This is a genomic window from Sphingomonas ginsenosidimutans, assembly GCF_002374835.1.
GTDB lineage: Bacteria > Pseudomonadota > Alphaproteobacteria > Sphingomonadales > Sphingomonadaceae > Sphingomonas > Sphingomonas ginsenosidimutans.
In genome coordinates this window covers 203,209-225,700 of sequence record NZ_NWVD01000003.1, presented here as the reverse complement: position 1 = coordinate 225,700, position 22,492 = coordinate 203,209, and the positions used below count along the sequence as shown (strand labels likewise).

Genomic DNA, 22,492 nt, shown 5'->3' with positions numbered 1-22,492 from the left:
GTTTCCCGGCGGCGTCAGCGCGCCGCGAGGGTCATCACCCGGTCGATCATCGCAACGGCGTGATCCACCTCGCCTTCGGTCATCGTGGGATGAGTGAGGAACATCAGGCTCGTCTCACCCAGTTCGCGCGCTACCGGCAGACGTTCGGCCGGCCGGTACGGCGTGCCGTCGAATGCCTTCTCTTGGTACACCTCAGAGCAGGTACCGTGCAGCACCTGCACCCCGGCGGCGGAAAGTTCGGCGACGATCCGGTCGCGCGACCAACCATCGGCCAGCCCGCCGGGCCGAACATAAGCGTACAGGCGATAGAAGGCATGGGTTACGCCGGCGTCGGGCAGCGGCACCCGCACCGCACCCGCAAACGGCGCCAGTGCCCCGGCGAGGCGGACCGCGATCGCGGTCCGCCGCGCGGTCCAGTCCGCCATGCGTCCAAGCTGGATACGCCCGATCGCCGCCTGCATCTCCAGCATCCGCCAGTTCGTACCAAAGCTTTCATGGACCCAGCGGAAACCGGGCGGATGCTGGCGCTCGTACACCGCCTCCCAGCTTTTGCCGTGATCCTTGAACGACCACATCGCGGACCATAGCGCCGGGTCATCGGTGGTCACCATCCCGCCTTCGCCACCGGTCGTCATGATCTTGTCCTGACAGAACGACCAAGCGCCTACATGTGCGATGGTGCCAACGCTGCGGGTTCCGATGCGTGCACCATGCGCCTGTGCGCAATCCTCGATCACCGACAGCCCGTGCCGGGCGGCGAGCGACATGATCGCATCCATGTCGCATGGCCAGCCGGCCAAGTGGACGGGAATGATCGCGCGGGTGCGGTCGGTGATGCACGGCGCGATCGTTGCCGCGCTGATATTCCCGCTGTCGCGGTCGACATCGGCGAAGACCGGGATCGCGCCCGCATTCACCACGCATGAGATCGAGGCGATGAAGGTGCGCGGGGTGACAATCACTTCGTTGCCCGGGCCGACGCCCAGCGCCTTCAGCGCAAGGTCCAGCGCCAGCGTGCCGTTCGCCAGCGCGACGGCATGGGCCGCCCCGGCCCACGCCCCGAATTCACGCTCAAAGTCGCGCCCGATCTCTCCCGTCCAGTAATTGACGCGGTTGGACCGCACGACCGATGCGACCGCGTCGGCCTCCTCGGCGGTGAAGGCCGGCCATGTGCTACGTGCGATGCTCATGCTACTTTCTCGTCAAGGCGCAGGTCGGCGGCCAGGTGGGTCCAGTCGACCAGCCCGTCGGTCGGCGCGAATTCCTCGACGAGCGACTGGAGCAGATGCCGGCTGGCGACCGTGTCCTGCCGCTGGATATGCCAGGCCATCAGGTCCAGCCGCTTGCGCAGCTCGGGCCAAGGCAGCGATTTCTCCTGCGCCATCATGATTCGCGGATGGTCGGTCGGCTCGGGATTGTTGCCGATAAGCAGTTCCTCGTAGAGCTTCTCGCCGGGACGCAGGCCGACCGCACGAATCTCTATCTCGCCGTTGCCGTCCTCATCGCGGACGGTGAGCCCCGACAGCTCGATCATGTTGCGTGCCAGATCGAGGATGCGAACCGGCTGACCCATGTCCAGCACGAACACTTCGCCGCCCCGCGCCATCGCGCCGGCCTGCATCACCAGCTGCGCCGCCTCGGGGATGGTCATGAAGTACCGGGTCATTTCCATGTGCGTGATCGTCACCGGGCCGCCGTGGCGGATCTGTTCGCGGAACAGCGGCACGACCGAGCCGCTCGATCCCAGCACGTTGCCGAACCGCACCATCGAAAAACAGGTCCGCGATTCGCGCGTCGCCAGCCCTTGCAAGATCAATTCGGCCAGCCGCTTCGACGCGCCCATCGTGTTCGAGGGTCGCACCGCCTTATCCGTGCTGACCAGCACGAAATTCTCGACGCCCTGCTCCATCGCCAGTTCGGCGATCACCAGCGTGCCCAACGCGTTGTTGCGAATGCCCTCCAGGACGTTGTGCTCGACCAGCGGCACATGCTTGTACGCGGCAGCATGATAAACCTGATGCGGCGACCAGGTTTCGAAGATCCGCGCCATCCGCTCGCGGTCGACGACCGAGGCGAGCAGCGGCACCAGCTCGCATCCCTCGACACCCAGCGACTCGAGCTCGCGATGGATCGAGTACAGCGCGTATTCGCTCGATTCGACGAGAAGAAGCCGGCGCGGCCCGAGCGCGAGCACCTGCCGCGTCAGCTCACTGCCGATCGAGCCGCCCGCGCCCGTCACCATCACCACCCGGTCGGAGATGCGCGCCGACAGCCGCTCAACCTCGGGCGGGACGGGTGGGCGGCTCAACAAATCCTCGATCGACAGCGGGCGCAGGTCGTCGATGCGCACCTCGCCATGCGCAAGGTCGAGGACACCCGGAAGGGTGCGGACCTCGACCTGGGCATCGCGCAGCTGCTCGATGATCTCGTTCCGGCGCTGGCGCGAGGCCGAGGGGATCGCCAGCAACACGTGATGGACTTCATGCCGCAGCAGCAACCCGCGCAGCGTCTTGGGATCATAGACGCACACGCCGCCGATGCTGCGCCCGTGAAGCGAGCGGTCGTCGTCGAGAAAGCCGACCACCTTCATCGTTCCCGCATCGGCGATCGCCGCTGCAAGCTGCTGGCCAGACATGCCGGCGCCATAGATCATCGTGCGGTCGCGCGGCGCCGGGCGGCTGAGCTTGCGATACGCACCGCCAAGGAAATAGCCCGCGCCGGAGCGCGACAGGAACACCAGCGCGAACAGGATCAGCGGCTGGATGATGCCGACGGTGCGCGGCACGTCGTCTATACCATAACCTGCGAAGATCGCGGCGTAGATTGCGCCATAGCCCGCACAGGCGCGCATCGTCGCCCACACCACCTCCTGTCCGGCATAGCGCAGCACGGCCCGGTACAGCCCCGACACCACGAACATCGGCACTGCTAGTGCGATCGACGCGGCCACGGCGATCGTCGGCCGACCGTCCAGCGGGATGAACACGCCCAGACGCAGGTAATAAGCGAGCCATACCGCGAGCGTGCACAACGCCATATCGACCAAGATCGAGATGAGCCGCTTGAAAACGCGCGGCAACGCGAGCAATTGTCCGACGACCATATCGTGCATGTCGACGTGCTTCCCTGAATACGCTACGCTACTCGCGTCGTTTCTGGTTCACCGGGCGAAACGATGCAGGGGACGCGAATAGCCCCCGCAGGTACCTGATACAAGCGACCTGTCCCGGACGTTCCGCCGGATCGCGGTTCGGTCGCCATCGCGGCGCGGGGGTAGCCCCCGGAAACGATTTGTGGCAGGGCGCCGCCGTTTCCCGGATTCAGGCGACAATTTCAATGACGATCAAGGCAATGCTGGTCTTCGGGACACGCCCCGAAGCCATCAAGATGGCGCCGCTTGCGCTGCGGCTGATCGCCGACCCGCGTTTCGATTGCCGTATATGTGTCACCGGACAGCATCGCCAGATGCTCGATCAGGTGCTGCGCATCTTCGCGCTGGAGGCCGCCTACGACCTGAGCATCATGCGCCCGAACCAAGATCTGAGCGACGTGACCAGCGCGGTGCTGCTGGGCATGCGCGACGTGTTCCGCGCGTTTACGCCGGACATCGTGCTTGTCCACGGCGACACCGCCACCACGTTCGCCGCGACGCTGGCGGCCTATTACCACCAAATCCCCGTGGGCCATGTCGAAGCGGGCCTGCGCACGCACAATCTCTATTCACCTTGGCCCGAGGAAGCGAACCGGAAGCTGACCGGCGCGCTGGCCGCGCTGCATTTCGCCCCTACCGAATCGTCGGCGCAGAACCTGCATCGCGAGGGCGTGGCCCCCGCGAGCGTTACCGTGACGGGCAATACGGTGATCGACGCGCTGTTGCAGGTGGTCGAGCGGCTTCACACCGACGGCGCGCTGGTCGACGGGATCGCGGGCGGACTGCCGGCGCTGGCGCCCAACCGCCGCATGATCCTGGTCACCGGGCATCGTCGCGAAAGCTTCGGCGGAGGGTTCGAGCGCATCTGCGAAGCCTTGGCGCGCATCGCCGGGCGCTTCCCGGACGTCGACATCGTCTATCCGGTGCACCTCAATCCCAGCGTCCAGGAACCGGTCAACCGGCTGCTCGCAGGGATCGCCAACATCCATCTGATCGAGCCGCAGGACTATCTGCCCTTCGTCTATCTTATGAACCGGTCGTACCTGGTGCTGACCGATTCGGGCGGCGTCCAGGAAGAGGCGCCGTCGCTGGGCAAGCCGGTGCTGGTGATGCGCGACACCACCGAGCGGCCCGAGGCGGTCGCCGCCGGCACGGTGCGTCTTGTCGGCACCGACGTCGAGCGGATCGTGGCCGAGATCGAACGGCTGCTGACCGATGAGGCGGCGTATGCGGCAATGAGTTTCGCGCACAATCCCTACGGCGACGGTGCGGCCTGCGGCCGGATCGTCGAGGGGTTGCTGGCGTGGTCTGCTGACCGGACAGGGGTAAAGGGTGCAGCATAAGATGACGATCGAGACGATTTCCGTCGTGGGCCTGGGCTATATCGGCCTGCCGACTGCGGCCGTGCTGGCCGATGCGGGTTGCCGCGTCGTTGGGGTCGATGTGAACCAGCGCGCGGTGGATACGATCAACGACGGGTGCATCCACATCGTCGAGCCGGGACTGGCCGACGTTGTGGCGCGGGTTGTCGCCGACGGCCGTCTCCGCGCGACGACCACACCCGAGCCGGCCGACGCCTTCCTAATCGCGGTACCGACGCCCTTCAACGACGACCGGTCGCCGAACCTGGCCTATGTCCGCAGCGCGTGCGAGGCGATCGCGCCGGTGCTCAAGGCCGGCGACATCGTCATTCTCGAATCGACGTCCCCCGTGGGCGCGACCGAACAGATGGCCGGATGGCTGGCGGCGGCGCGCCCCGACCTGCGGCTGCCGCAGCCGGGCGGGTCGGCTGGCGACCTTGCGATCGCTTATTGCCCGGAGCGCGTCCTGCCGGGCAACGTGCTGACGGAACTGGTCCGCAACGACCGCGTCATCGGCGGGCTAACCCCCGCCTGCGCGGAGCGCGCCAGCGCCGCCTACGACTTCTTCGTCGAGGGCGAATGCATCCTGACCGACGCGCGCACCGCCGAGCTATGCAAGCTGACCGAAAATGCGTTCCGCGACGTCAACATCGCCTTCGCGAACGAATTGTCGCTGGTCAGCGACCAGCTGGGCATCAACGTGTGGGAACTGATCCGGCTCGCCAATCGGCACCCGCGCGTCAACATCCTCCAGCCCGGACCGGGCGTAGGCGGCCATTGCATCGCCGTCGATCCATGGTTCATCGTCGCGTCCGCGCCCGACCAGGCACGGCTGATCCGCACTGCGCGCGAGGTCAATGACGGAAAGCCGGAATGGGTCATCGACCAGGTCCGCGCCGCCGCCGAGCGGCGCGCGGACCGCGGTGGGCCGGCGCGGGTCGCGTGCCTGGGCCTGGCCTTCAAGCCTAACATTGACGACCTGCGGGAAAGCCCGGCGTTGGCGATCTGCGATCGCCTCGCGAACGAACCGGGGCTGAGCATCGTCGCAGTCGAGCCGCATGTCGACGCGCTGCCCGCCCGGCTCGCCGGGCGCGTTGACCTCGCGGATGCACAGACCGCGATCGCCGGAGCCGACATCGTGCTGCTGCTGGTCGATCACATCGTCTTCGCCGATGCGCACGTTCACCTCGCACCCGACGCCGTTGTCATCGACACCCGCGGGCAATGGAACGGCGCCTCGCGGCGCTGATGTCGCCGGGGATCGACGGCGATGCGCCATTTCCTACTGCGACCGGGGCTTCATAACCTCGCCGCGCTGACCGTCATCCAAGGCAGCAACGCGCTGATCCCGCTGCTGATCGTACCGTTCGCGATCGCGACCGTCGGCGCGGGTGCCTATGCGCAGGTAGCGATCACTGAGGCGATTTCAGCTCTGGTGCTGGCCGCGGTACTCTACAGCTTCGACGTGGACGGGGTCGCGCGTCTGTCGCGGACCGGCCGCGACGCCACAGCGGAGCAGCGCGGCGCGATCCTGGCGGAAATTTTGCTGGCCCGCCTCGCGATGTTCGTGCTGGTCGCGCCGCTGACGATCGGCGTCTATCGCCTGGCCGGCGGGCAACGCCCGCTGCTTCTTGCGTTTTGGCTGCTCGTCCCGCTGGGCCACATCTTTCACGCCTACTGGTTCTACCAGGCGATCGAGCGCAACGTACCACCGGCGGCAATCACGCTTGGCTCGCGCGTGGTGACGCTGGCGATCGTCTTCGGTGCGGTGCGCGGCCCCGCCGACGCGGCGCTGATCCCGCTGGCAATCGGCGGACCGTTCGTGCTGGGCGGGCTGGTATCGACCCTCTATATCGTCCTGCGGCTGCACATCCCTTTGCGCAGCGTTCACATCGGCCCGATCATCGACGGGTTGCGCCACGGCAAGGCGGTGTTCGCGGGCAACGTCGCGGTATCGCTGTATCGAGAGATGAACGTGGTGATCCTGGGCGTCTTGGGGGTTCCGGCAGCAGGAATCTCGACCTACGCACTGGTCGAGAAGTCGATCAAGATGCTCCAGGCGGTGACCCGACCTCTGAACCAATTCTATTTTCCCAAGGTGCTGGGTGCGCTGTCCGGCCATGCCGCGCCCGACCGGACGGTCGCGCGGCTGATCGGGCGCTATACCGTGCCGCAACTCGGCGCTGTGCTCGCGCTCATCGTCGCCCTCCCGGCGGCCTACGGGCTTGCCGCCGGGCTTTCCCCGCGGCTTGCCACATTGGGCGCGCTGCCCGGCGTCTGGACGATGTCTGCCATCATGGCGCCCGCCATGTTGTTCGGCATCGCCAATTTCATGTTCGGCACCGCGGGACTCAATGCGCTGGGACAGCGCGGCTATCTATTCCTTGCGATCGTCGCGACCGGCACTGCGAGCGTCGCGGGCTGCTTCGCGCTCGGCGCGGCGTTGGGCGCGATGGGGGCGGCGATCTGTTTCGTCTTGGCCGAAGCGATGCTCTTCGCGCTCGTGATCGCGCGCTATTTGGTCACGCCTGTCGATCCCCGGAAAGGGCGCGCATGAAGTACGCTTACGTCTGCACCAACTATAACAACGCGCACTACACGCGCGACGCGGTCCGCACGATCAACGGCGGCACAGTACCTCCTGCCCGGATCGTCGTGGTCGACAACCAGTCGACTCCGCAGGACGTCACCGCGCTGCGCGCGATCGCGGCGGCCCATCCCAATGTCGAACTGGTGCTTAATCCCGACAACGTGGGATATTTCGCCGGTCTGAACGACGGAATCGCGCGCGCGCGCGCTCTGGATCCCGACGTGACGACCATGGTCATCGGCAACAACGATCTGGAGTTTCCGGCCGACTTCGGCGACCGGTTGGCCGCTGTGGTGGCGGACGCCGCCGATCGCCCGGTGGTGTCGCCCTATATCGAAACGCTGGACGGGATGCCGCAGAACCCGCACGTCGTGGCCGGGATCAGTCGCGGGCGGGAGCTCGTCTACGACCTGTATTACGCCAATTACCACCTCGCCAAACTGATCCGCGCAATGGCGCGCCGCACCGCCGCCGTGACCGATCGCCATGACGAGGCCGGCCATGCGACCGCGCAATACATCTATCAGGGGCACGGCTCCTGCTATGTGCTGACACCGCGCTTTTTCGCCGAGTTCGAGCGGCTGTGGGCGCCGACGTTCATGATGGGCGAGGAATTCTTTCTCAGCCGGCAGCTCGGCGAGCGTGGCTTCATGACCTATTACGACCCGCGCATCCGCATCCGCCATCGCTGCAACGGTGCGATCGAAAATGTGCCGGCGCGAAAGATGTGGAGGCTGGCACGCGATGCGCATCGCGTCTATCGGCGCTACGTCAAGCCTTGGCACCGCCAGGACCATCAATACACACCGAAAAGCGACGGGTAATGCGAGAGTATCAGATCTGCTCGAACTGCGTGATGGATACGGCGGATACCGGCATCTCGTTCGACGAGAACGGTGTGTGCGACCATTGCCGCGGGTTCAAGGAACATGTCGAGCCCAACTGGTTCCCCAACGAAGAGGGGGAGCGACGCTTCGCCGCGGTGGTCGAAAAGATCAAGGAAGACGGCAAGGGCCGCGATTTCGACTGCATCCTGGGGATGAGCGGCGGCCTGGACAGTTCGTTCCTGCTGCACAAGGCGGTGAAGGACTTCGGCCTGCGCCCGCTGGTGTTTCATGTCGATGGCGGATGGAACACCGACATCGCCGTCAGTAACATCCAGTCGCTGGTCGACGGCCTTGGCCTCGATTTATATACCGAGGTCATCAACTGGAACGAGATGCGCGACTTCCAACTGGCCTTCTTCAAGTCGGGCGTGCCGCATATCGACATCCCGCAGGACCATGCGTTTATCGCGACGCTCTACAACTTCGCTGACAAGCACAAGATCAAGTACATCCTCAACGGCGGCAACATCGCGACCGAATGCGTTCGCAATCCGCTGAACTGGCTGTATTACGGCACCGACATGGCGCAACTGAACGACATTCGGCGCCAGTTCGGCACGGTGCCGATGCGCACCTATCCGTTCAGCAGCGTGCTTCGCCACAAATTCTGGCTGCGCTACGTCCGCGGGGTCCAAGTCATCAAGCCGCTCGACTGGATGGACTATACGAAAGAGATGGCGCGCACGACGCTCGCCGATCTCTACGGCTGGAAGCCCTATCCGCAGAAGCATTTCGAATCACGCTTCACGCGCTTTTACGAAGGGTACTGGCTGCCCGAACGGTTCGGCTACGACACCCGGCGGGTTCAGTACTCCAGCCTGATCCTGACTGGCCAGATGACCCGCGCCGACGCGATCGAGGCCCTGAAGAAGCCTGCCTACGACCCCGAAACGATCGCGCACGAATTCGATTACATCGCGCGCAAGCTGGGCATCTCCAGCGACGAGCTTCGCGGCTATTTCACGATGCCGAAGAAGTCGTACAAGGATTACAAGAACCAGCGCTGGATGTTCAACGCGGGCGCCAAGGTACTCCAGGCGATCGGCGTGGAAAAGGCGGTCAAGCGGTGATCTCAATCCTCGGTTACGGTCTTGGCAACGTCAAGGCGTTCCAGAACATCTACCGCGAGCTCAATATCGCCTGCGTCGTGGCCGAGGATCGGCAGACGCTCGCGGCGGCGGATCGTATCATCCTGCCCGGCGTCGGATCGTTCGATCACGCGATGCAGCGGCTGAAGGCCTCCGGGCTGTTCGAGGCACTGGAGGACGCCGTGCTGGCGCGCGGTACGCCGGTGCTGGGCGTGTGTGTCGGCATGCAGATGTTGGCGCGATCGAGCGAGGAAGGCAGCGAGCCGGGTCTCGGCTGGATCGACGGGACGGTGGAGAAGATCCGTTTCCCCGACGATGCGCCGCGTGGCCTCTTGCCGCACATGGGATGGAGCACGATCAGCCCGCGCGCCGACGAGCCGCTGCTCGCCGGGCTCGACGATGCGCTCGGCTTCTATTTCCTGCATTCCTATCGCTTCGTCTGCGACGACGAGGCCGACGTCGTCGCGACCGCCGACTATGCCACGCGCTTCCACTGCGCGGTGCGCCACGGCAACGTGCACGGCGTGCAGTTCCACCCGGAGAAGAGCCACCACAACGGTATCCGGCTCCTCAAGAATTTCGCGGAGGCCTGACGCGATGCCGCGTGCCCGCATCATCCCGTGCCTGCTCGTCCGCGGCGGCGGCCTAGTGAAGACCCGCAAGTTCGGCGACGACAAATATGTCGGCGATCCGATCAACGCGGTACGCATCTTCAATGAAAAGGAGGTCGACGAACTGATCGTCGTCGACATCGACGCCACCGTCGAGGGGCGGGAGCCGGACTATGCGATGATCGAGCATCTGGCGGCGGAATGCCGCATGCCGCTGTGCTACGGCGGCGGCGTGACCGGCGCGGCGCAGGCGAAGCGGATCATGGGCCTGGGCGTCGAGAAGGTCGCACTGAGCGCCGCAGCGATCGCGCACCCACCGCTCATCTCCGAAATCGCCGAACAGGTCGGCAACCAGAGCGTCGTCGTCGTCCTCGACGTGAAGAAGAAGCTGCTGGGCGGCTATCGCGCCTACACGCACAACGGCCGGACCGACGCCAAGATCTCGCCCGTCGATTTCGCGCGCGAGGCGGAGGCGCTGGGCGCGGGGGAGATCATGCTGAACGCGATCGACCATGACGGGATGATGGACGGTTACGACCTCACGATCGCCGCCCAAGTGCGCGAAGCGACCCGCCTGCCGCTGACGATCCTGGGCGGGGCCGGTTCGCTCGACCATATGCGCCAAGCGGTCCAGAAGCTTGGCACGATCGGGCTTGCCGCGGGAAGCTTCTTCGTTTTCAAGGGGCAGTACCGCGCGGTCCTGATTAGCTATCCCAGCCACCCCGAACGCGCCGCGCTGCAACAGCAGGTCGCGATCTGACCGGGCGTCCGCCCCCCATTCCAGCGAGCACCCTTCATGAAGCAGATCGTCCAGCAACTCGACAGCGGCGTCACCGCGATCGTTGAGGCCCCTGCCCCGCGCGTCACCCGCGGGACGCTTCTCATCAAGACGACGCGTAGCCTTATCTCGGCGGGAACCGAACGGATGCTGGTCGGGTTCGGCAAGGCCTCGCTGCTCGCCAAGGCGCGCCAGCAGCCCGATCGGGTGATGGACGTGCTGGGCAAGGTGAAGACCGACGGCCTGCTGGCGACGGTCGATGCCGTGCGGTCGAAGCTGGGGCAGCCGCTGCCGCTCGGCTATTGCAACGTCGGCGAGGTGATCGAGGTCGGCGCGGACGTCACCGACTTCAAGCCCGGCGACCGCGTGGTCTCCAACGGCCCACACGCCGATATCGTCCGCGTGCCCGCCAACCTTTGCGCGCGGATCCCCGACGACGTCACCGACGAGGCGGCGGCCTTCACCGTAGTGGCGAGCATCGGGTTGCAGGGTATCCGCCTTGCCGAACCGACGATCGGCGAAAGCTTCGTCGTGACCGGCGCGGGTCTGATCGGCCTGTTGACGATCCAGTTGCTGCGCGCGCAGGGCTGTCGCGTGCTGGCGATCGACTTTGACGAGAGCAAGCTCGAACTCGCGCGGCGGTACGGGGCAGAGACGTGCAATCCGGCGCGGGGCGAGGATCCAGTGGCCGCCGGCATGGGCTTCAGCCGCGGGCGCGGGGTCGACGGGGTCATCATCACCGCCTCGACGAAATCGAACGATCCGGTCACGCACGCCGCGCAGATGAGCCGCAAGCGTGGCCGCATCATTCTGGTCGGGGTTACCGGCCTTGAGCTGAACCGCGCCGATTTCTACGAAAAGGAACTGTCGTTCCAAGTCTCCTGTTCCTATGGCCCGGGCCGCTACGACCCCGCTTACGAGGAAGGCGGCCGCGACTATCCGCTCGCCTTCGTCCGCTGGACTGAGCAGCGCAATTTCGAGGCGATCCTTGACCTTATCGCCAGCGGGCAACTGCGCACCGATGATCTGGTGACGCGCCGTTTCGCCTTCGAGGAAGCCGAAACCGCCTATGGCGCGTTGACCGCGGACGGATCCGGGCTGGGCTTCGTCCTCGAATATCATGCGCCGCTCGCGGACCGGCGCACCACCTCGACGCACTTTGCCAGCGCGGCCGGTTTCACCACCGACCGGCCGGTCATCGCGGTGGTCGGTGCCGGAAACTATGCGTCGCGCGTACTCATCCCCGCGCTCAAGGCCGCCGACGCCCAGCTTCATACGGTCGTGACCTCGGGCGGACTGAGCGGGTCGATCGCCGGCCGGCGAGACGGATTCGTCGTCGCGAGCACCGACACGGCGGAGGTGATGGCTAACCCCGCCATCGATACGATGGTGATCGCGACCCGCCACGACAGCCATGCCGCGCTTGCCGCCGAGGCGCTCTCCAACGGCAAGAACGTGTTCGTGGAAAAGCCGCTCGCGCTCGACCTGGCTCAGGTCGAGGCGGTGGAGAGCGCCTACGCCGCCGCCGCAGAGCGCGGCCCCGCGCCGCAACTCATGGTCGGCTTCAACCGCCGCTTCGCGCCGCAGGTCCTTCGGATGAAGGCGCTGATCGACCGCGTGGGCGAGCCGAAGAGCTTCCTGATGGTGATGAACGCAGGCGCGATCCCCGCGAAGCACTGGACGCAGGATGACGCGATCGGCGGCGGCCGCATCATCGGCGAGGCCTGCCACTTCGTCGACCTGATGCGCTTTCTGGCCGGTGCGCCGATCGTGGAGGTCGCCGCCCGCCGCATAGGCGATACGCCGCATCTCGAGGTGACCGAGGACAAGGCGTCGATCACGCTGGGCTTCGCCGACGGCTCGTTCGGGACGATCATGTATCTGGCGAACGGCGCTGCGTCTTTTCCCAAGGAGCGGATCGAGGTGTTCGCTGCTGGCCGCGTGTTGCAGATCGACAACTTCCGGCGCATGACCGGGTTCGGCTGGCCGGGCTTCCGCAAGCAGAACCTGTTGCGGCAGGACAAGGGGCAGGCAGCCTGCGCGGCGGCTTTCGTCGACAGCGTGAAGCGCGGCACGCCCGCCATCCCGCCTGCGGAGTTGTTCGAGGTCGCACGCGCCACGATCGAGGCGGCGGCGATCCTGCGCCGCCAATGAACGCGCTGGCAACCCGTGTCAGGACGATCGCGGCGCTAGGCGCGGGCAACGCCGCGCGCGCGCTGGCGTATCGCGCTGGGTTGAAACTGGGCATCCACCCGGTTCAACGGATCGCCGCGACGCTGCCGGCCTCCGGCCCCTTCTTCGTACCACCGCGTGCGGACGATGGCGCGCCGGCTCCGGTGCCCGGCCACTGGCGGGATGAGGCGTTGCTGTTCGGCCGCTACCGGCGGCCGATCGGGGTTGCGCCTCCGGCGTGGACGGTCGATCCGCTGTCGGACGATGGCGATGACCGGCAAGGCCCCCCGCTCGCCCCGTGGTGGACGATCGGTGACTTCGCGGGCGGCGACATCAAGCGGACCTGGGAATATTCCCGCTTCGACTGGGCGCTCGCGTTCGCACAGCAGGCGCGCGCCGGCGAATCAGGCGCGCTGAATCGGCTGGAGGCCTGGCTGGGCGATTGGGCCACCGCCAACCCTGCCTATCGCGGGCCCAACTGGAAATGCGCGCAGGAAGCGTCGATCCGCGTCCTTCACTTGGCAGTCGCCGCGATGCTGCTGGGGGCCGAGTCGGGAATGACGCCCGCTATGCGCGCGCTTCTTGATGCGCATGTCCGCCGGATTTTGCCGACGCTGTCGTACGCGCGGGCGCAGGACAACAATCATGCTACCTCGGAAGCTGGCGCCCTGTTCGTCGCAGGTGCGTGGCTGAAGGTCGCGGGCATCGCGGGCGCCGAACCATTGTTGCGAAAGGGGCGCGCCCGACTTGAGCGAACCGTGCTCCGCCTGTTCGCGCGCGACGGCAGCTTCAGCCAATATTCGTTGAACTATCACCGGGTCGCGCTCGATACGCTGTCAATCGCGGAACTGTGGCGGCAGCGCGCGTCGCTGGCACCATTCAGCGCCGCATGGCGGGAACGCGCGCGGGCGGCGGCGGAGTGGCTGCGCGTCATGACCGACCCGTTGAGCGGCGACGCGCCCAACCTGGGCGCCAACGACGGCGCGAACCTTCTGCAACTGACCGACGCGGGCTATCGCGACTTCCGCCCGTCGGTCCAGCTGGCCACGGCACTGTTCGCCGACGGGCGTGCTTATTCTCCCGGGCCGTGGGACGATCAGCTCAACTGGCTGGGCGTCGGCGGTCGGGAGAAGATTCTGCCCTTCCCAGAGCGCGCGATCTTCGACGATGGCGGCTTCGCGGTGCTGCGGCGGGATGACGCGATGGCGCTGCTTCGCTACCCGCGCTTCCGCTTTCGCCCCAGCCAAGCGGATGCGCTCCACGTCGATTTGTGGCACGACGGCGTGAACCTGCTGCGCGACGCAGGATCGTACAGCTACAATACCGACGCCGAATGGATCGACTATTTCGGCGGCGCCGCCTCGCACAACACCATCATGTTCGACGGACAGCCGCAGATGCCGCGCCTGTCACGCTTCCTGCTGGGCGACTGGCTGGAGAGCGACGAACATGGCGCGACCGCGGACGGCTTCGCCGCATCCTACCGGCATCGCGCCGGCTGGCATCACCGGCGCGAGATCCGGCCGGCGGCGGAAGGGCTGACCGTCATCGACACGATCGACGGCTTCGCTCGGGAGGCGCGTCTGCGCTGGCGTCTGGCCCCCGGCGACTGGCAGCTTGCGAATGACAGCGCAACCAACGGGGAGCACCGGTTGACCGTCACCGCGAATCAGGGGCTCGCCGACATGGTACTGACCAGCGGCTGGGAATCGCGTCACTATCTCGAGCGTACGCCGCTTCCCGTCGTGGAAGCCGTGGTCATCGCGCCGGGCCGCATCGTCACCGAGTATCGCTGGGCGTCATGAGAATCCTCTATATCCATCAGCATTTCGCCACCCCGCGCGGCAGCGGCGGGATACGATCGTACCAGATGGCCCGGCGCATGGTGGCGCGCGGGCACGGCGTGACGATGCTATGCGGGCGCGGCATCGACGGACAGACCGGCCTGTCCGGGCCGTTCGAGCGCGGCGTGCGGCGCGGCCAAGTCGATGGGATCGACGTGATCGAAGTCGACCTGTCCTATTCGAACCGCGACGGCTTCGTGAAACGGACGATGACGTTCCTGTCGTTCATGGTGCGCACCAGCCGGTTCGTCCTGACCGAGAAATACGACCTGCTCTTCGCCACGACGACACCGTTGACGGTGGGGGTGCCGGGCGTGCTGGGGCGGTGGCTGCGGCGCAAGCCGTTCGTGTTCGAGGTGCGTGATCTTTGGCCGGAATTGCCGCGTGCGATGGGCGTGATCCGCAATCCGGTGATATTGTGGGCGATGGGCGTGCTCGAATGGGCCAGCTATCGTTCGGCGCATCGGCTGATCGGGCTGTCCCCCGGCATCGTCGAGGGGATCGCGCATCGCGGCGTTGATCGCGGCGCGATCGCGATGATCCCAAACGGTTGCGATCTCGATATCTTCGCTACCGACGTCCCGGTGCATCAGCCCGCCGGCATCCGCGATGATGATCTGGTCGCGATCTTCGCCGGGGCACACGGCATCGCCAACGGGCTGGACGCCGCGCTTGACGCTGCCGCCGTGCTGAAGCGCCGCGGTCGCGACGACATCCGCATCGTCCTGATCGGGAACGGCATGAAGAAGCCGGCGCTTGTGGAGCGCGCTACGCGCGAGGGGCTGGACAATGTCGTCTTCCTCGACGCGGTGCGAAAGACCGAGCTGGTCGGGTTGATGAACCGAGCCGACGTGGGGCTTCAGCTGCTCGCCGACGTCCCCGCTTTCTATTACGGTACGTCGCCGAACAAGTTCTTCGATTACATCGCCATCGGGCTGCCTGTCCTTAACAATTATCCCGGCTGGCTGGCGGGACTGATCGCTGAGGCCGATTGCGGCATCGCGGTGCCGCCGCGCGATCCCGAGGCATTTGCCGACGCGCTACAGGCATTCGCCGACGATCGCGACGCAACCGGTGCCCGCGGGCAGCGCGCCCGCGCGCTGGCCGAAACGCAGTTCGCGCGCGACGATCTGGCCCGCCGCTGGGCTGAATGGATCGAGCGTACTGCAGAGGAACATGGGATTGGGCGGATCGACTCGCCCTCATGAACGGTTCAGGCGAGCCCGCCTACGACCCCGCCATGGTCCGGCACGATCCGATGCGACGCCGCGACGTCCTGGCCGGCGGAGTCGCGGCGTTGACCGCGGGGGCGTGCAGCGCTGCCGGCTCGGCGCGCATCTCGCTGCTCGACTATCTGCCGCCTGCCGAACACCAGCGGATCGCAGCCGGGACCAGCGACCTCGACGTCGCGCCCCTGATCGCGCGCGCGCTGCGCGATTCGATCGCGGCACACAGCGTGCTGTGGCTACCGCGGGGGCTGTATACCGTACTCCCCGCGATCCCGCTCATCCATGCAGATCACTTCGAGTGTCTGGCGGCGATCCGGATCCTGTCCGGCATGCGGATCGCCGGCGAAGCGGGGACGACGCTGCGCGTCGCCGCGGGATATTCGACGGACGCGCGCCCGCGTGCCGGGGTGATGTTCGGTGCCGATGCATCGGTCGCGGATGTAGAGCTGTCGGGCCTGACGCTCGACATGAACGGCCGTGCCAACCCGATCAGCCCCGATCGGGCGGCGGGCCATTACGCGCGCTATCCGCAGGCGCAGATCTTCGTATCGAGCCGCGACGGCGCGCCGGCTGCCCGGATCGACCGGGCGCGGATCGCAGACGTGTCGTTCCGCGATGCCAATGGCGTATCGTGCATCGTCATGGCGCAGAATAGCGACCCGGCCGCATTGCTCGGGCGCGGATGGACGATCGACCGTTGCCGGTTCGAGGAAAACGGACACGACACCGACGATCATTCCTCGATCTTCGCCTGGGCCGAGGAGGTGGCGATCAACAGCTGCCGTTTCGTCAATGCCCGGCCGTTCGATGGAACGGGGGTGAACACCGCGATCGAAGTGCATGGCGCGCGCCAGCGAATCACGCGATCCACGTTCGTCAACATGATGCGCGGCATCTGGGTCGCCAACAACTTCTCCGCCCCCACCGTCGATACGCTGGTGGCGGACAATGATTTTCGTCCCGTCTTCTATGGCGTCGACTTCTTCCATGATCGGCCAAGCGCGCGCGAAGTGGTCGACACGCGCATCGAGCGCAATCGCTTCGCATTCGACGATACCGCGATCGCGCGCCTGTCGCGTCTGGACCTGAAGGCGGCCGTCCAGATCGCATCGGAATATGCGCAGCGGAAGATCGCGGTCACTGGCAACGTCGCGACGAAGAAGGGGCACGCCATCACCGCCGCTTTCGTCGTGGTGACGGGGGGGGCGAGCGGGGATCGGCGACATGACGCCATCAGCGTGACGGGCAATATCGGCGACGGGCTGACCTTCGGCAGCTTCCTGCGCACCGCGCCCGGCGCCGGACTGGGGTCGATCACGCTGACCGGCAACCGCTGGACCGGGCTGGCGCCGTCGCGCACGATGGCGATCGCCGCTGGGGACGCGGTGGAGCAGACCGGACACCCCCAGCCGATCGAGACGCTGACCCTGGGCGGCGGAACCGCGGAGCCCGCCACGCGCGGCGACCGGCGATTCAGGCCGGTGTTCATCAACACGCTTGTGCGATCGCTGGTCATCAAGCCGGTCGACGGCTATGGCAGTGGTGGCGTCCCGGTCGTGCTGGGCGGTGCGGCGCGGGTGCTCAGGACCGAACGCCCCGCGTCATGACGGTGCGGGAGGACGCGGAGCGGACCGCGGCGGGCGGATGGTCGAGCAGCAATCGAGCGAGTTGAATGGACATTTCCCTGAAGTTCGTCAGCCTGTTTCTGAGCGCGGGGATCTTCTACGTCGCCCTAGTCGCACGGCGCGTGTCGGGCACGTGGCTGACACCGGCGGGCATCTGGTGCGTGGGCTGGTTCCTACTGACGTTCATCCCGCTGGCGGCGGTGCCGTCGGTGCCGTCGAATCCGCTTGCGATCCTGTACATCCTGGCGGCGACCATTGCTTTCACACTGCCCGTGCTGGGCGTGCGGTGGTCGCAGGTCACGGTCGCGGCGGGTGACGCGGCGTGGGGGCTGTTCGACACCGCGTTCCTGCGCGCATCGTTCCATCTGTTCGCGGTGATCACGCTGGTCGCGCTGGCGGTGCACCTGTCGATTCAGGGCGTGACGCTGTCAGGGTTGACGACGAACTTTTTCGAAACGTCGAGCTCGTTGATCGCCGACCGCTACAACCAGTCGACCGTCGAGAACGTGTTCGCGCAGATCGCCAACGTCTTCACGTACATCACCGTGGGCCTCGGCGGACTAATCCTGCCTGGCTATCGCTCACTGGCAGGCAAGGCGCGCGTTCTCGTGCTGTCGATGGCGCCGGCGCTGGTGTTGATGACGGTCGCCGGCGCGAAGGGTACCGTCTTTCTGTGCATTGCATTATTCTACGGCGGAGTATTGGTCCGACGCTTACGCGCCGGCGACAATCGGATCCTCGACGCCCGGACGCTGACGCGGGCCTTCACGCTCTTTCTGTTGTTGCTGCCGTTCATCATCGTCTCGTTTCTGTCGCGCGGCCTGTACAACGATGCGGGCATGATCGATCTGTCGGCGCAGCTCTACCGAAATTTCATCAGCTACTCCTCGGCGCACATCTATGCGTTTTCCGACTGGTTCAGCTGGTACATCGGCATGAAATCAAACCTGGTCTACGCCAGGGAAGACGTGACGGGGGGCTTCTACACCTTCATGTCGCTTTTCAAGGCCCTGGGATCCACAAAGGAAGTACCGCCAGGCTTCTTCGACGAATATTATCAGTACAGCTGGTTTCTTCAAACCAATATCTACACGATGTTTCGCGGGCTGATTACGGATTTCACGCTGTTCGGCTCTATCGTACTCATGTACGCGATCGGATTCATCAGCAATCTGATCTACGTGGTGATGGTGCGCAATCCAAAAGCGTCGTGGAGCGTTGCCTATTATATTGTGTTCTGTGGCTTTGTGTACACGTCATTCCTTATCAGTATCTTGGTATGGAGCAGCATGTACCCGACGTTCCTGGTGATCGGGGGCTTGTTGTTCCTCAACAACGAACGCCGCGCGATCCCCGCCCTGCCCGCGCCCGTTGCGCAGCTCTAGCGGCGCACCGCTCCGGTGGGGGAACGGGCGCGATCGCCGGCGACACGGAACGGCGAGGCTGCGTTGGCCTGCGGATCGTAATTCTGGTCGATACGGTTGCGCAGCCGTGATTGCACCCGGTTGGCGATACGGTTGCTGATCCGCGCCATCGGCTGGCCTGTCACCTCCATCGCTGCGGTGTCACGGTTCTGCCGTTGCCCGACCCGCCCGGCTGCGACGTCGACCGTCCGCGACACCTCCGGCGCGACGACCGGGATCGGCTCCTCGGCCGGCGCGCGGACCTGCTGGGACCGAAGCGGTGCTGCCAGCAGCGTCGTTAGGGCGAGGCCTGATAGGAGAAGGCGCACCACGGTCATGACGGTCGCAGCTCCACGCGGTCGATCTGCCCCGACACGCCCCCGATCGCGTTCGACGGCCGAACCACCAAGCGTAGGGTCTGTGCCGGACACCCTGCACCGACCGTGAGTTCGCCAAAGAATCGGCCCTCTGCCTGCGAAGAATTGGGTACCTCGACCCGGCCGAGTTCACGTCCATCAATGCACAAGAGCGTCCAATAGGGCCGCTGGCCGTCATCCTGCGCGATCCCCACGCTGCGTCCTTCGATCCGGTAGCGGCCGGGGGGAAGCACCTGCATCTGCTGGAGAACCACGCCGCCCACGGTCGCCGGCGCCGCGAAATCGAATACGCCATCGGTGGTCGATTGCTGGATCGATGCCGTGACACCTGCATCCAGCATCACCGGCGTCCAGTCGAGTGCGGTGGGAACCGCCACCTGCGCCCCGAAATCGGCATCGCGCGAGCGGCGGCGATCGGCGCCCTTGCGCAGCGCGCTGTAATAATTCCAAGCGGCGTCGAATGCCCCGGCGGTGATCAGCGCGTTGACCGCGTTTGCGGTCGCCACCTCTGGCACGGGCACGTGCGCCTGCGCCAGCGCGCGGAACAGCCGTGCCGTACTGCGCGCGTCGGGGCCCGACGTCGCCAGATAATCGACAAACATACCGCTCCACGCAGGTCGTCCCTCGAGAACCCGTACTGTTTCGCGCGCGATCCGCGGGTCGGCGATCGCCGACGCCAGCACGGGGTAGAGCAGGTCGGGCGCACGAGTCGAAGTGCGGAGCGCGATGTCGTAATGGCGCAGCGCCCCGGCGATATCGCCCCGCGCCACCGCGTCCTCGATCAGCCACAGCCGCGTCCCGAGTTCACGACGCGACAGCGCGTCGGAACGGGCGAACAGCGCGCGGGCCGCGGCCGTGTCACCGCGGCGCTGGGCGTTGAGACCCAGGACCGTCAAAGCACCGGCTGACAGCGGCTCGTCGCGCAGCGCCCGTCGCGCGATCCGCTCTGCATGCGCGAATTGCGCCGGACCGGCGTTGCCCGATGTGACGAGCTGTTCGGCCAGCCTGACGCCGATCCGGCCGTCGTGATCGTTGATTGCATACGCACGCGCGGGATTCGAACGCGACAGCACCAGCGCTAGCGTCTCCGACGTCGAGACGTAACCGAGCGCCAGCGCGACGATCGCGAAGCCGCCACGAAACGCCCATTCGCGCGGCGAGCGCGACCGGCGCGGACGAAGGGTCGCGGCACCGGGCATCAGGCGTTGCCGGCGCCCTTCTCACGACCATAGCCATAGCCATATTCATAGCCGTAGCCGTAATGCGCCTTACGCGCCTCGAACTTCGTCAGGACGCCGCCCAGGATGCGCGCGTTCGACGCGATCAGCCGCTGAAGCGCGGTCTTGACAATGCTGGAGCGGATGCCGTGCGATTCGACGGCATAGATGACGCCTTCGACGCGGCTTGCGATCAGCGGCGCATCGGCCAAGCCCATTACCGGCGGGCTGTCGATAACGACATGATCGTAACTTTCGAGCAACTGCGCGATCAGAACCTGCAGGCGGTGGCCGGTCAGCAGCTCGGCCGCGTTCGGCGGGATCGGCCCGGCCGACATGCCGGTGAAGCCTAGGTCGGTCATCTCGAAGGTCAGCTGGCTGATATCGTCCTGCCCGGCCAGATAGTTCGACAGGCCGCGATCGTGATCGACACCGCCCAGGTGATGGACCGACGGCGACCGCATGTCGCCATCGACCAGGATGACCTTCTTGTGCGCACGGGCCAGCATTGTGGCTACCGCAAGCGCGGTGGTCGACTTGCCCTCGGCCGGTCGGGTCGAGGTGATGGCCAGCGATCGCGGGACGCCGTGTTCGGTCGTGAAACCCAGGCTGGTCTGGATCGCCAGATACGCATCGACCAGATCCGACTTGCGGTCGAGAAGCGCATCGCGCGGCGCCACGCCCTCGACCTTGGGTACCGACCCCAACAACGGCAGCCCCAGCCGCCGTTCGACCTCGGCCGGATCCGCGATCGCCTCGTCCATCTGTTCGAGGGCGAAGGCCGCTGCGGCGCCGACGGCAAGCCCGGCGAGCAATGCCACGATGAGGTTGAGGACCAGCCGCGGGCTGGACGGCTTCTGCGGCAGATCGGCCGGATCGACGATCGCGATATTATTGACACCTACGCCGCCGGCGACGCCGATCTCCTTGAACCGCTGCAACAGGCCGTCATACAGTGCGCGGTTGGTATCCACCTCCTGCTGATAGATATTGTACTGGATGCTGCGCCGACGCAGGTCCAAGTAGCTAGACTTCAATCGCTCGACGCGCGCACGCAGTGCGCTTTCACGGTCCATCGCCTGACGATATTCGGCCTGTACCGATCCAGCAACGCGGCTTTCCTCGCGAGCGATCGAGCGGTCGAGCTGGCTGATCTGCGACTGGAGCGCGCGCGCCGGGGGATAGTCCGGCTCGAACTGCACCATCATCCGCTGATAGTCGGCGGAAAGTTCGGCGCGGCGTTGACGCAACGCGTTGATCGCCTGGTTGCGAAGCGCCTCGCTCGACTGCCCCGCACCACTGGTCTCGCGCGAGCGGGATTCGGCGGCGATGCGATCGGCGGTCGCCTGCGACAACGCGGCGTTCAGCGTCGCCAACTCGTCCGCGACGATCGACCGCTCGCTGGTCTGATTCTCCCCGGCGCCCTGGCTGGGCAGGTTGATGATGCGCTGCTGCTCGGCATAGGCGACGAGCTGACGCTGCGACCCGTCCAGCCGTTCCTTGGTCTGTGCCAGTTCGCGCTGGAGGAGGTTGCGCCCGTAGGAAGTCGCCTGAACCTTTCGCTCGAGATTGGTCTGGATGAAATTCTCGGCCCAGGCATTGGCGATCCGCTGCGAGAATTCGGCGTCCGGACTGGTGAAGGAAATGTTGACCAGGCGCGACAGGCGGGTCGGCTCGATGCTCGCATGCTTGAGGAGGATTTCGCCGGCGATCCGCTGCCGTTCGGCGCGCCCCGCCGCAGTGTAGCGTCCATTGACCTCCTGGAACGCAATGTCGTTGTCACGTTCGCCGAACCGCTCGAAGAACCTCTTGTCGTCCACAAGCCGCAACTGCGTCGCGACGCGCTCTGCAAGCACGCGCGAGCGCAGCAGGCCGTACTGCGTCTGATAGAATTCTTGGTCGGCGATGCTTGTCTCGCGCTCGACGCCCTGGAAATTGGTCAGCTGGCTGGATTCTCGCGAAATCTCGATCGTCGAAATTGCGGTATATTTCGGCGTCATCAGGAAGGTGGCGATTAGCCCGATCAGCAGGCTGGCGACTACCGCCCCCCCGATCACGTACCGCCAGCGCACCGCCACGCGCCAATATTGCCGCAGAAACGGCAGCGTGTCCTCATTGGCCGGCGGGGCCGGCGTAAGCATCACCCCGGGAGATGCAGG

17 protein-coding genes are annotated in these 22,492 nt (G+C 66.0%); 12 read left to right on the top strand and 5 right to left on the bottom strand.

From position 1 onward, the window contains the following. Nucleotides 1-14 precede the first annotated feature (14 nt). Entirely contained in the window at nt 15-1,190 is a 1,176-nt protein-coding gene (locus tag COA17_RS09485; protein WP_096611961.1) for a DegT/DnrJ/EryC1/StrS family aminotransferase, read from the bottom strand. Continuing rightward, complete coding sequence (locus COA17_RS09480) at nt 1,187-3,112, bottom strand: polysaccharide biosynthesis protein (RefSeq protein ID WP_096611959.1); 1,926 nt, start codon at nt 3,110-3,112, stop codon at nt 1,187-1,189. Before COA17_RS09480 ends, COA17_RS09485 begins: the two co-directional genes overlap by 4 nt. 224 nt (nt 3,113-3,336) lie before the next feature. On the opposite strand from COA17_RS09480, the gene wecB reads away from it, so the two are divergent. From wecB to COA17_RS09420, 12 genes are all read left to right on the top strand, one after another. Then, a complete protein-coding gene (wecB, locus tag COA17_RS09475) occupies nt 3,337-4,494 on the top strand; it encodes a non-hydrolyzing UDP-N-acetylglucosamine 2-epimerase (protein WP_096611957.1) in 1,158 nt (385 codons plus the stop codon). A gap of 1 nt (nt 4,495) precedes the next feature. Then, nucleotides 4,496-5,761, top strand: coding sequence for a UDP-N-acetyl-D-mannosamine dehydrogenase (gene wecC, locus COA17_RS09470; RefSeq protein ID WP_096611955.1), 1,266 nt, complete (start codon nt 4,496-4,498; stop codon nt 5,759-5,761). A 21-nt stretch (nt 5,762-5,782) separates the two neighbouring features. Next, nucleotides 5,783-7,069, top strand: a complete 1,287-nt coding sequence (locus COA17_RS09465; protein WP_096611953.1) for an oligosaccharide flippase family protein — start codon at nt 5,783-5,785, stop codon at nt 7,067-7,069. Then, nucleotides 7,066-7,926 carry a glycosyltransferase gene (locus tag COA17_RS09460; protein ID WP_096611951.1) on the top strand — a complete coding sequence of 287 codons (861 nt, stop codon included), beginning with the start codon at nt 7,066-7,068 and terminating at the stop codon, nt 7,924-7,926. The genes COA17_RS09465 and COA17_RS09460 overlap by 4 nt, the downstream gene beginning before the upstream one ends. Beyond that, the gene (locus tag COA17_RS09455; RefSeq protein ID WP_096611949.1) at nt 7,926-9,059 is read left to right on the top strand and encodes an N-acetyl sugar amidotransferase; all 1,134 of its coding nucleotides are present in this window, start codon (nt 7,926-7,928) and stop codon (nt 9,057-9,059) included. The genes COA17_RS09460 and COA17_RS09455 overlap by 1 nt, the downstream gene beginning before the upstream one ends. After that, entirely contained in the window at nt 9,056-9,670 is a 615-nt protein-coding gene (hisH, locus tag COA17_RS09450; RefSeq protein WP_096611947.1) for an imidazole glycerol phosphate synthase subunit HisH, read from the top strand. Before COA17_RS09455 ends, hisH begins: the two co-directional genes overlap by 4 nt. A gap of 4 nt (nt 9,671-9,674) precedes the next feature. Beyond that, on the top strand, nt 9,675-10,448 hold the full coding sequence (locus COA17_RS09445; protein WP_096611945.1) for an AglZ/HisF2 family acetamidino modification protein: 774 nt from the start codon (nt 9,675-9,677) through the stop codon (nt 10,446-10,448). Between the two features lie 36 nt (nt 10,449-10,484). Further along, nucleotides 10,485-12,620: a bi-domain-containing oxidoreductase gene (locus tag COA17_RS09440; protein ID WP_096611944.1), complete on the top strand. Its 2,136-nt coding sequence runs from the start codon at nt 10,485-10,487 to the stop codon at nt 12,618-12,620. Then, nucleotides 12,617-14,443, top strand: coding sequence for a heparinase II/III family protein (locus tag COA17_RS09435; protein ID WP_096611942.1), 1,827 nt, complete (start codon nt 12,617-12,619; stop codon nt 14,441-14,443). The genes COA17_RS09440 and COA17_RS09435 overlap by 4 nt, the downstream gene beginning before the upstream one ends. Next, nucleotides 14,440-15,690, top strand: coding sequence for a glycosyltransferase family 4 protein (locus tag COA17_RS09430; RefSeq protein ID WP_096611940.1), 1,251 nt, complete (start codon nt 14,440-14,442; stop codon nt 15,688-15,690). Before COA17_RS09435 ends, COA17_RS09430 begins: the two co-directional genes overlap by 4 nt. 32 nt (nt 15,691-15,722) lie before the next feature. Beyond that, on the top strand, nt 15,723-17,318 hold the full coding sequence (locus COA17_RS09425) for a hypothetical protein (RefSeq protein ID WP_141397067.1): 1,596 nt from the start codon (nt 15,723-15,725) through the stop codon (nt 17,316-17,318). 65 nt (nt 17,319-17,383) lie between these two features. After that, on the top strand, nt 17,384-18,721 hold the full coding sequence (locus COA17_RS09420) for an O-antigen polymerase (protein ID WP_096611936.1): 1,338 nt from the start codon (nt 17,384-17,386) through the stop codon (nt 18,719-18,721). Here COA17_RS09420 and COA17_RS09415 read toward each other — a convergent pair. The 3 genes from COA17_RS09415 to COA17_RS09405 are packed head-to-tail and all read right to left on the bottom strand — an operon-like array spanning nt 18,718 to nt 22,474. Further along, the gene (locus tag COA17_RS09415) at nt 18,718-19,077 is read right to left on the bottom strand and encodes a hypothetical protein (RefSeq protein ID WP_096611934.1); all 360 of its coding nucleotides are present in this window, start codon (nt 19,075-19,077) and stop codon (nt 18,718-18,720) included. The genes COA17_RS09420 and COA17_RS09415 overlap by 4 nt on opposite strands. After that, the gene (locus COA17_RS09410; protein WP_096611932.1) at nt 19,074-20,315 is read right to left on the bottom strand and encodes a tetratricopeptide repeat protein; all 1,242 of its coding nucleotides are present in this window, start codon (nt 20,313-20,315) and stop codon (nt 19,074-19,076) included. Before COA17_RS09410 ends, COA17_RS09415 begins: the two co-directional genes overlap by 4 nt. Then, nucleotides 20,315-22,474, bottom strand: a complete 2,160-nt coding sequence (locus COA17_RS09405) for a GumC family protein (RefSeq protein WP_096611930.1) — start codon at nt 22,472-22,474, stop codon at nt 20,315-20,317. The genes COA17_RS09410 and COA17_RS09405 overlap by 1 nt, the downstream gene beginning before the upstream one ends. Nucleotides 22,475-22,492 lie beyond the last annotated feature (18 nt).

Bases quoted from the DNA above. Each gene is read 5' to 3' on its own strand.
- COA17_RS09485 (WP_096611961.1), bottom strand. From the start codon at position 1,190: ATGAGCATCGCACGTAGCACATGGCCGGCCTTCACCGCCGAGGAGGCC.
- COA17_RS09480 (WP_096611959.1), bottom strand. From the start codon at position 3,112: ATGCACGATATGGTCGTCGGACAATTGCTCGCGTTGCCGCGCGTTTTC.
- wecB (WP_096611957.1), top strand. From the start codon at position 3,337: ATGACGATCAAGGCAATGCTGGTCTTCGGGACACGCCCCGAAGCCATC.
- wecC (WP_096611955.1), top strand. From the start codon at position 4,496: ATGACGATCGAGACGATTTCCGTCGTGGGCCTGGGCTATATCGGCCTG.
- COA17_RS09465 (WP_096611953.1), top strand. From the start codon at position 5,783: ATGCGCCATTTCCTACTGCGACCGGGGCTTCATAACCTCGCCGCGCTG.
- COA17_RS09460 (WP_096611951.1), top strand. From the start codon at position 7,066: ATGAAGTACGCTTACGTCTGCACCAACTATAACAACGCGCACTACACG.
- COA17_RS09455 (WP_096611949.1), top strand. From the start codon at position 7,926: ATGCGAGAGTATCAGATCTGCTCGAACTGCGTGATGGATACGGCGGAT.
- COA17_RS09445 (WP_096611945.1), top strand. From the start codon at position 9,675: ATGCCGCGTGCCCGCATCATCCCGTGCCTGCTCGTCCGCGGCGGCGGC.
- COA17_RS09440 (WP_096611944.1), top strand. From the start codon at position 10,485: ATGAAGCAGATCGTCCAGCAACTCGACAGCGGCGTCACCGCGATCGTT.
- COA17_RS09435 (WP_096611942.1), top strand. From the start codon at position 12,617: ATGAACGCGCTGGCAACCCGTGTCAGGACGATCGCGGCGCTAGGCGCG.
- COA17_RS09430 (WP_096611940.1), top strand. From the start codon at position 14,440: ATGAGAATCCTCTATATCCATCAGCATTTCGCCACCCCGCGCGGCAGC.
- COA17_RS09425 (WP_141397067.1), top strand. From the start codon at position 15,723: ATGGTCCGGCACGATCCGATGCGACGCCGCGACGTCCTGGCCGGCGGA.
- COA17_RS09420 (WP_096611936.1), top strand. From the start codon at position 17,384: ATGGACATTTCCCTGAAGTTCGTCAGCCTGTTTCTGAGCGCGGGGATC.
- COA17_RS09415 (WP_096611934.1), bottom strand. From the start codon at position 19,077: ATGACCGTGGTGCGCCTTCTCCTATCAGGCCTCGCCCTAACGACGCTG.
- COA17_RS09410 (WP_096611932.1), bottom strand. From the start codon at position 20,315: ATGCCCGGTGCCGCGACCCTTCGTCCGCGCCGGTCGCGCTCGCCGCGC.
- COA17_RS09405 (WP_096611930.1), bottom strand. From the start codon at position 22,474: ATGCTTACGCCGGCCCCGCCGGCCAATGAGGACACGCTGCCGTTTCTG.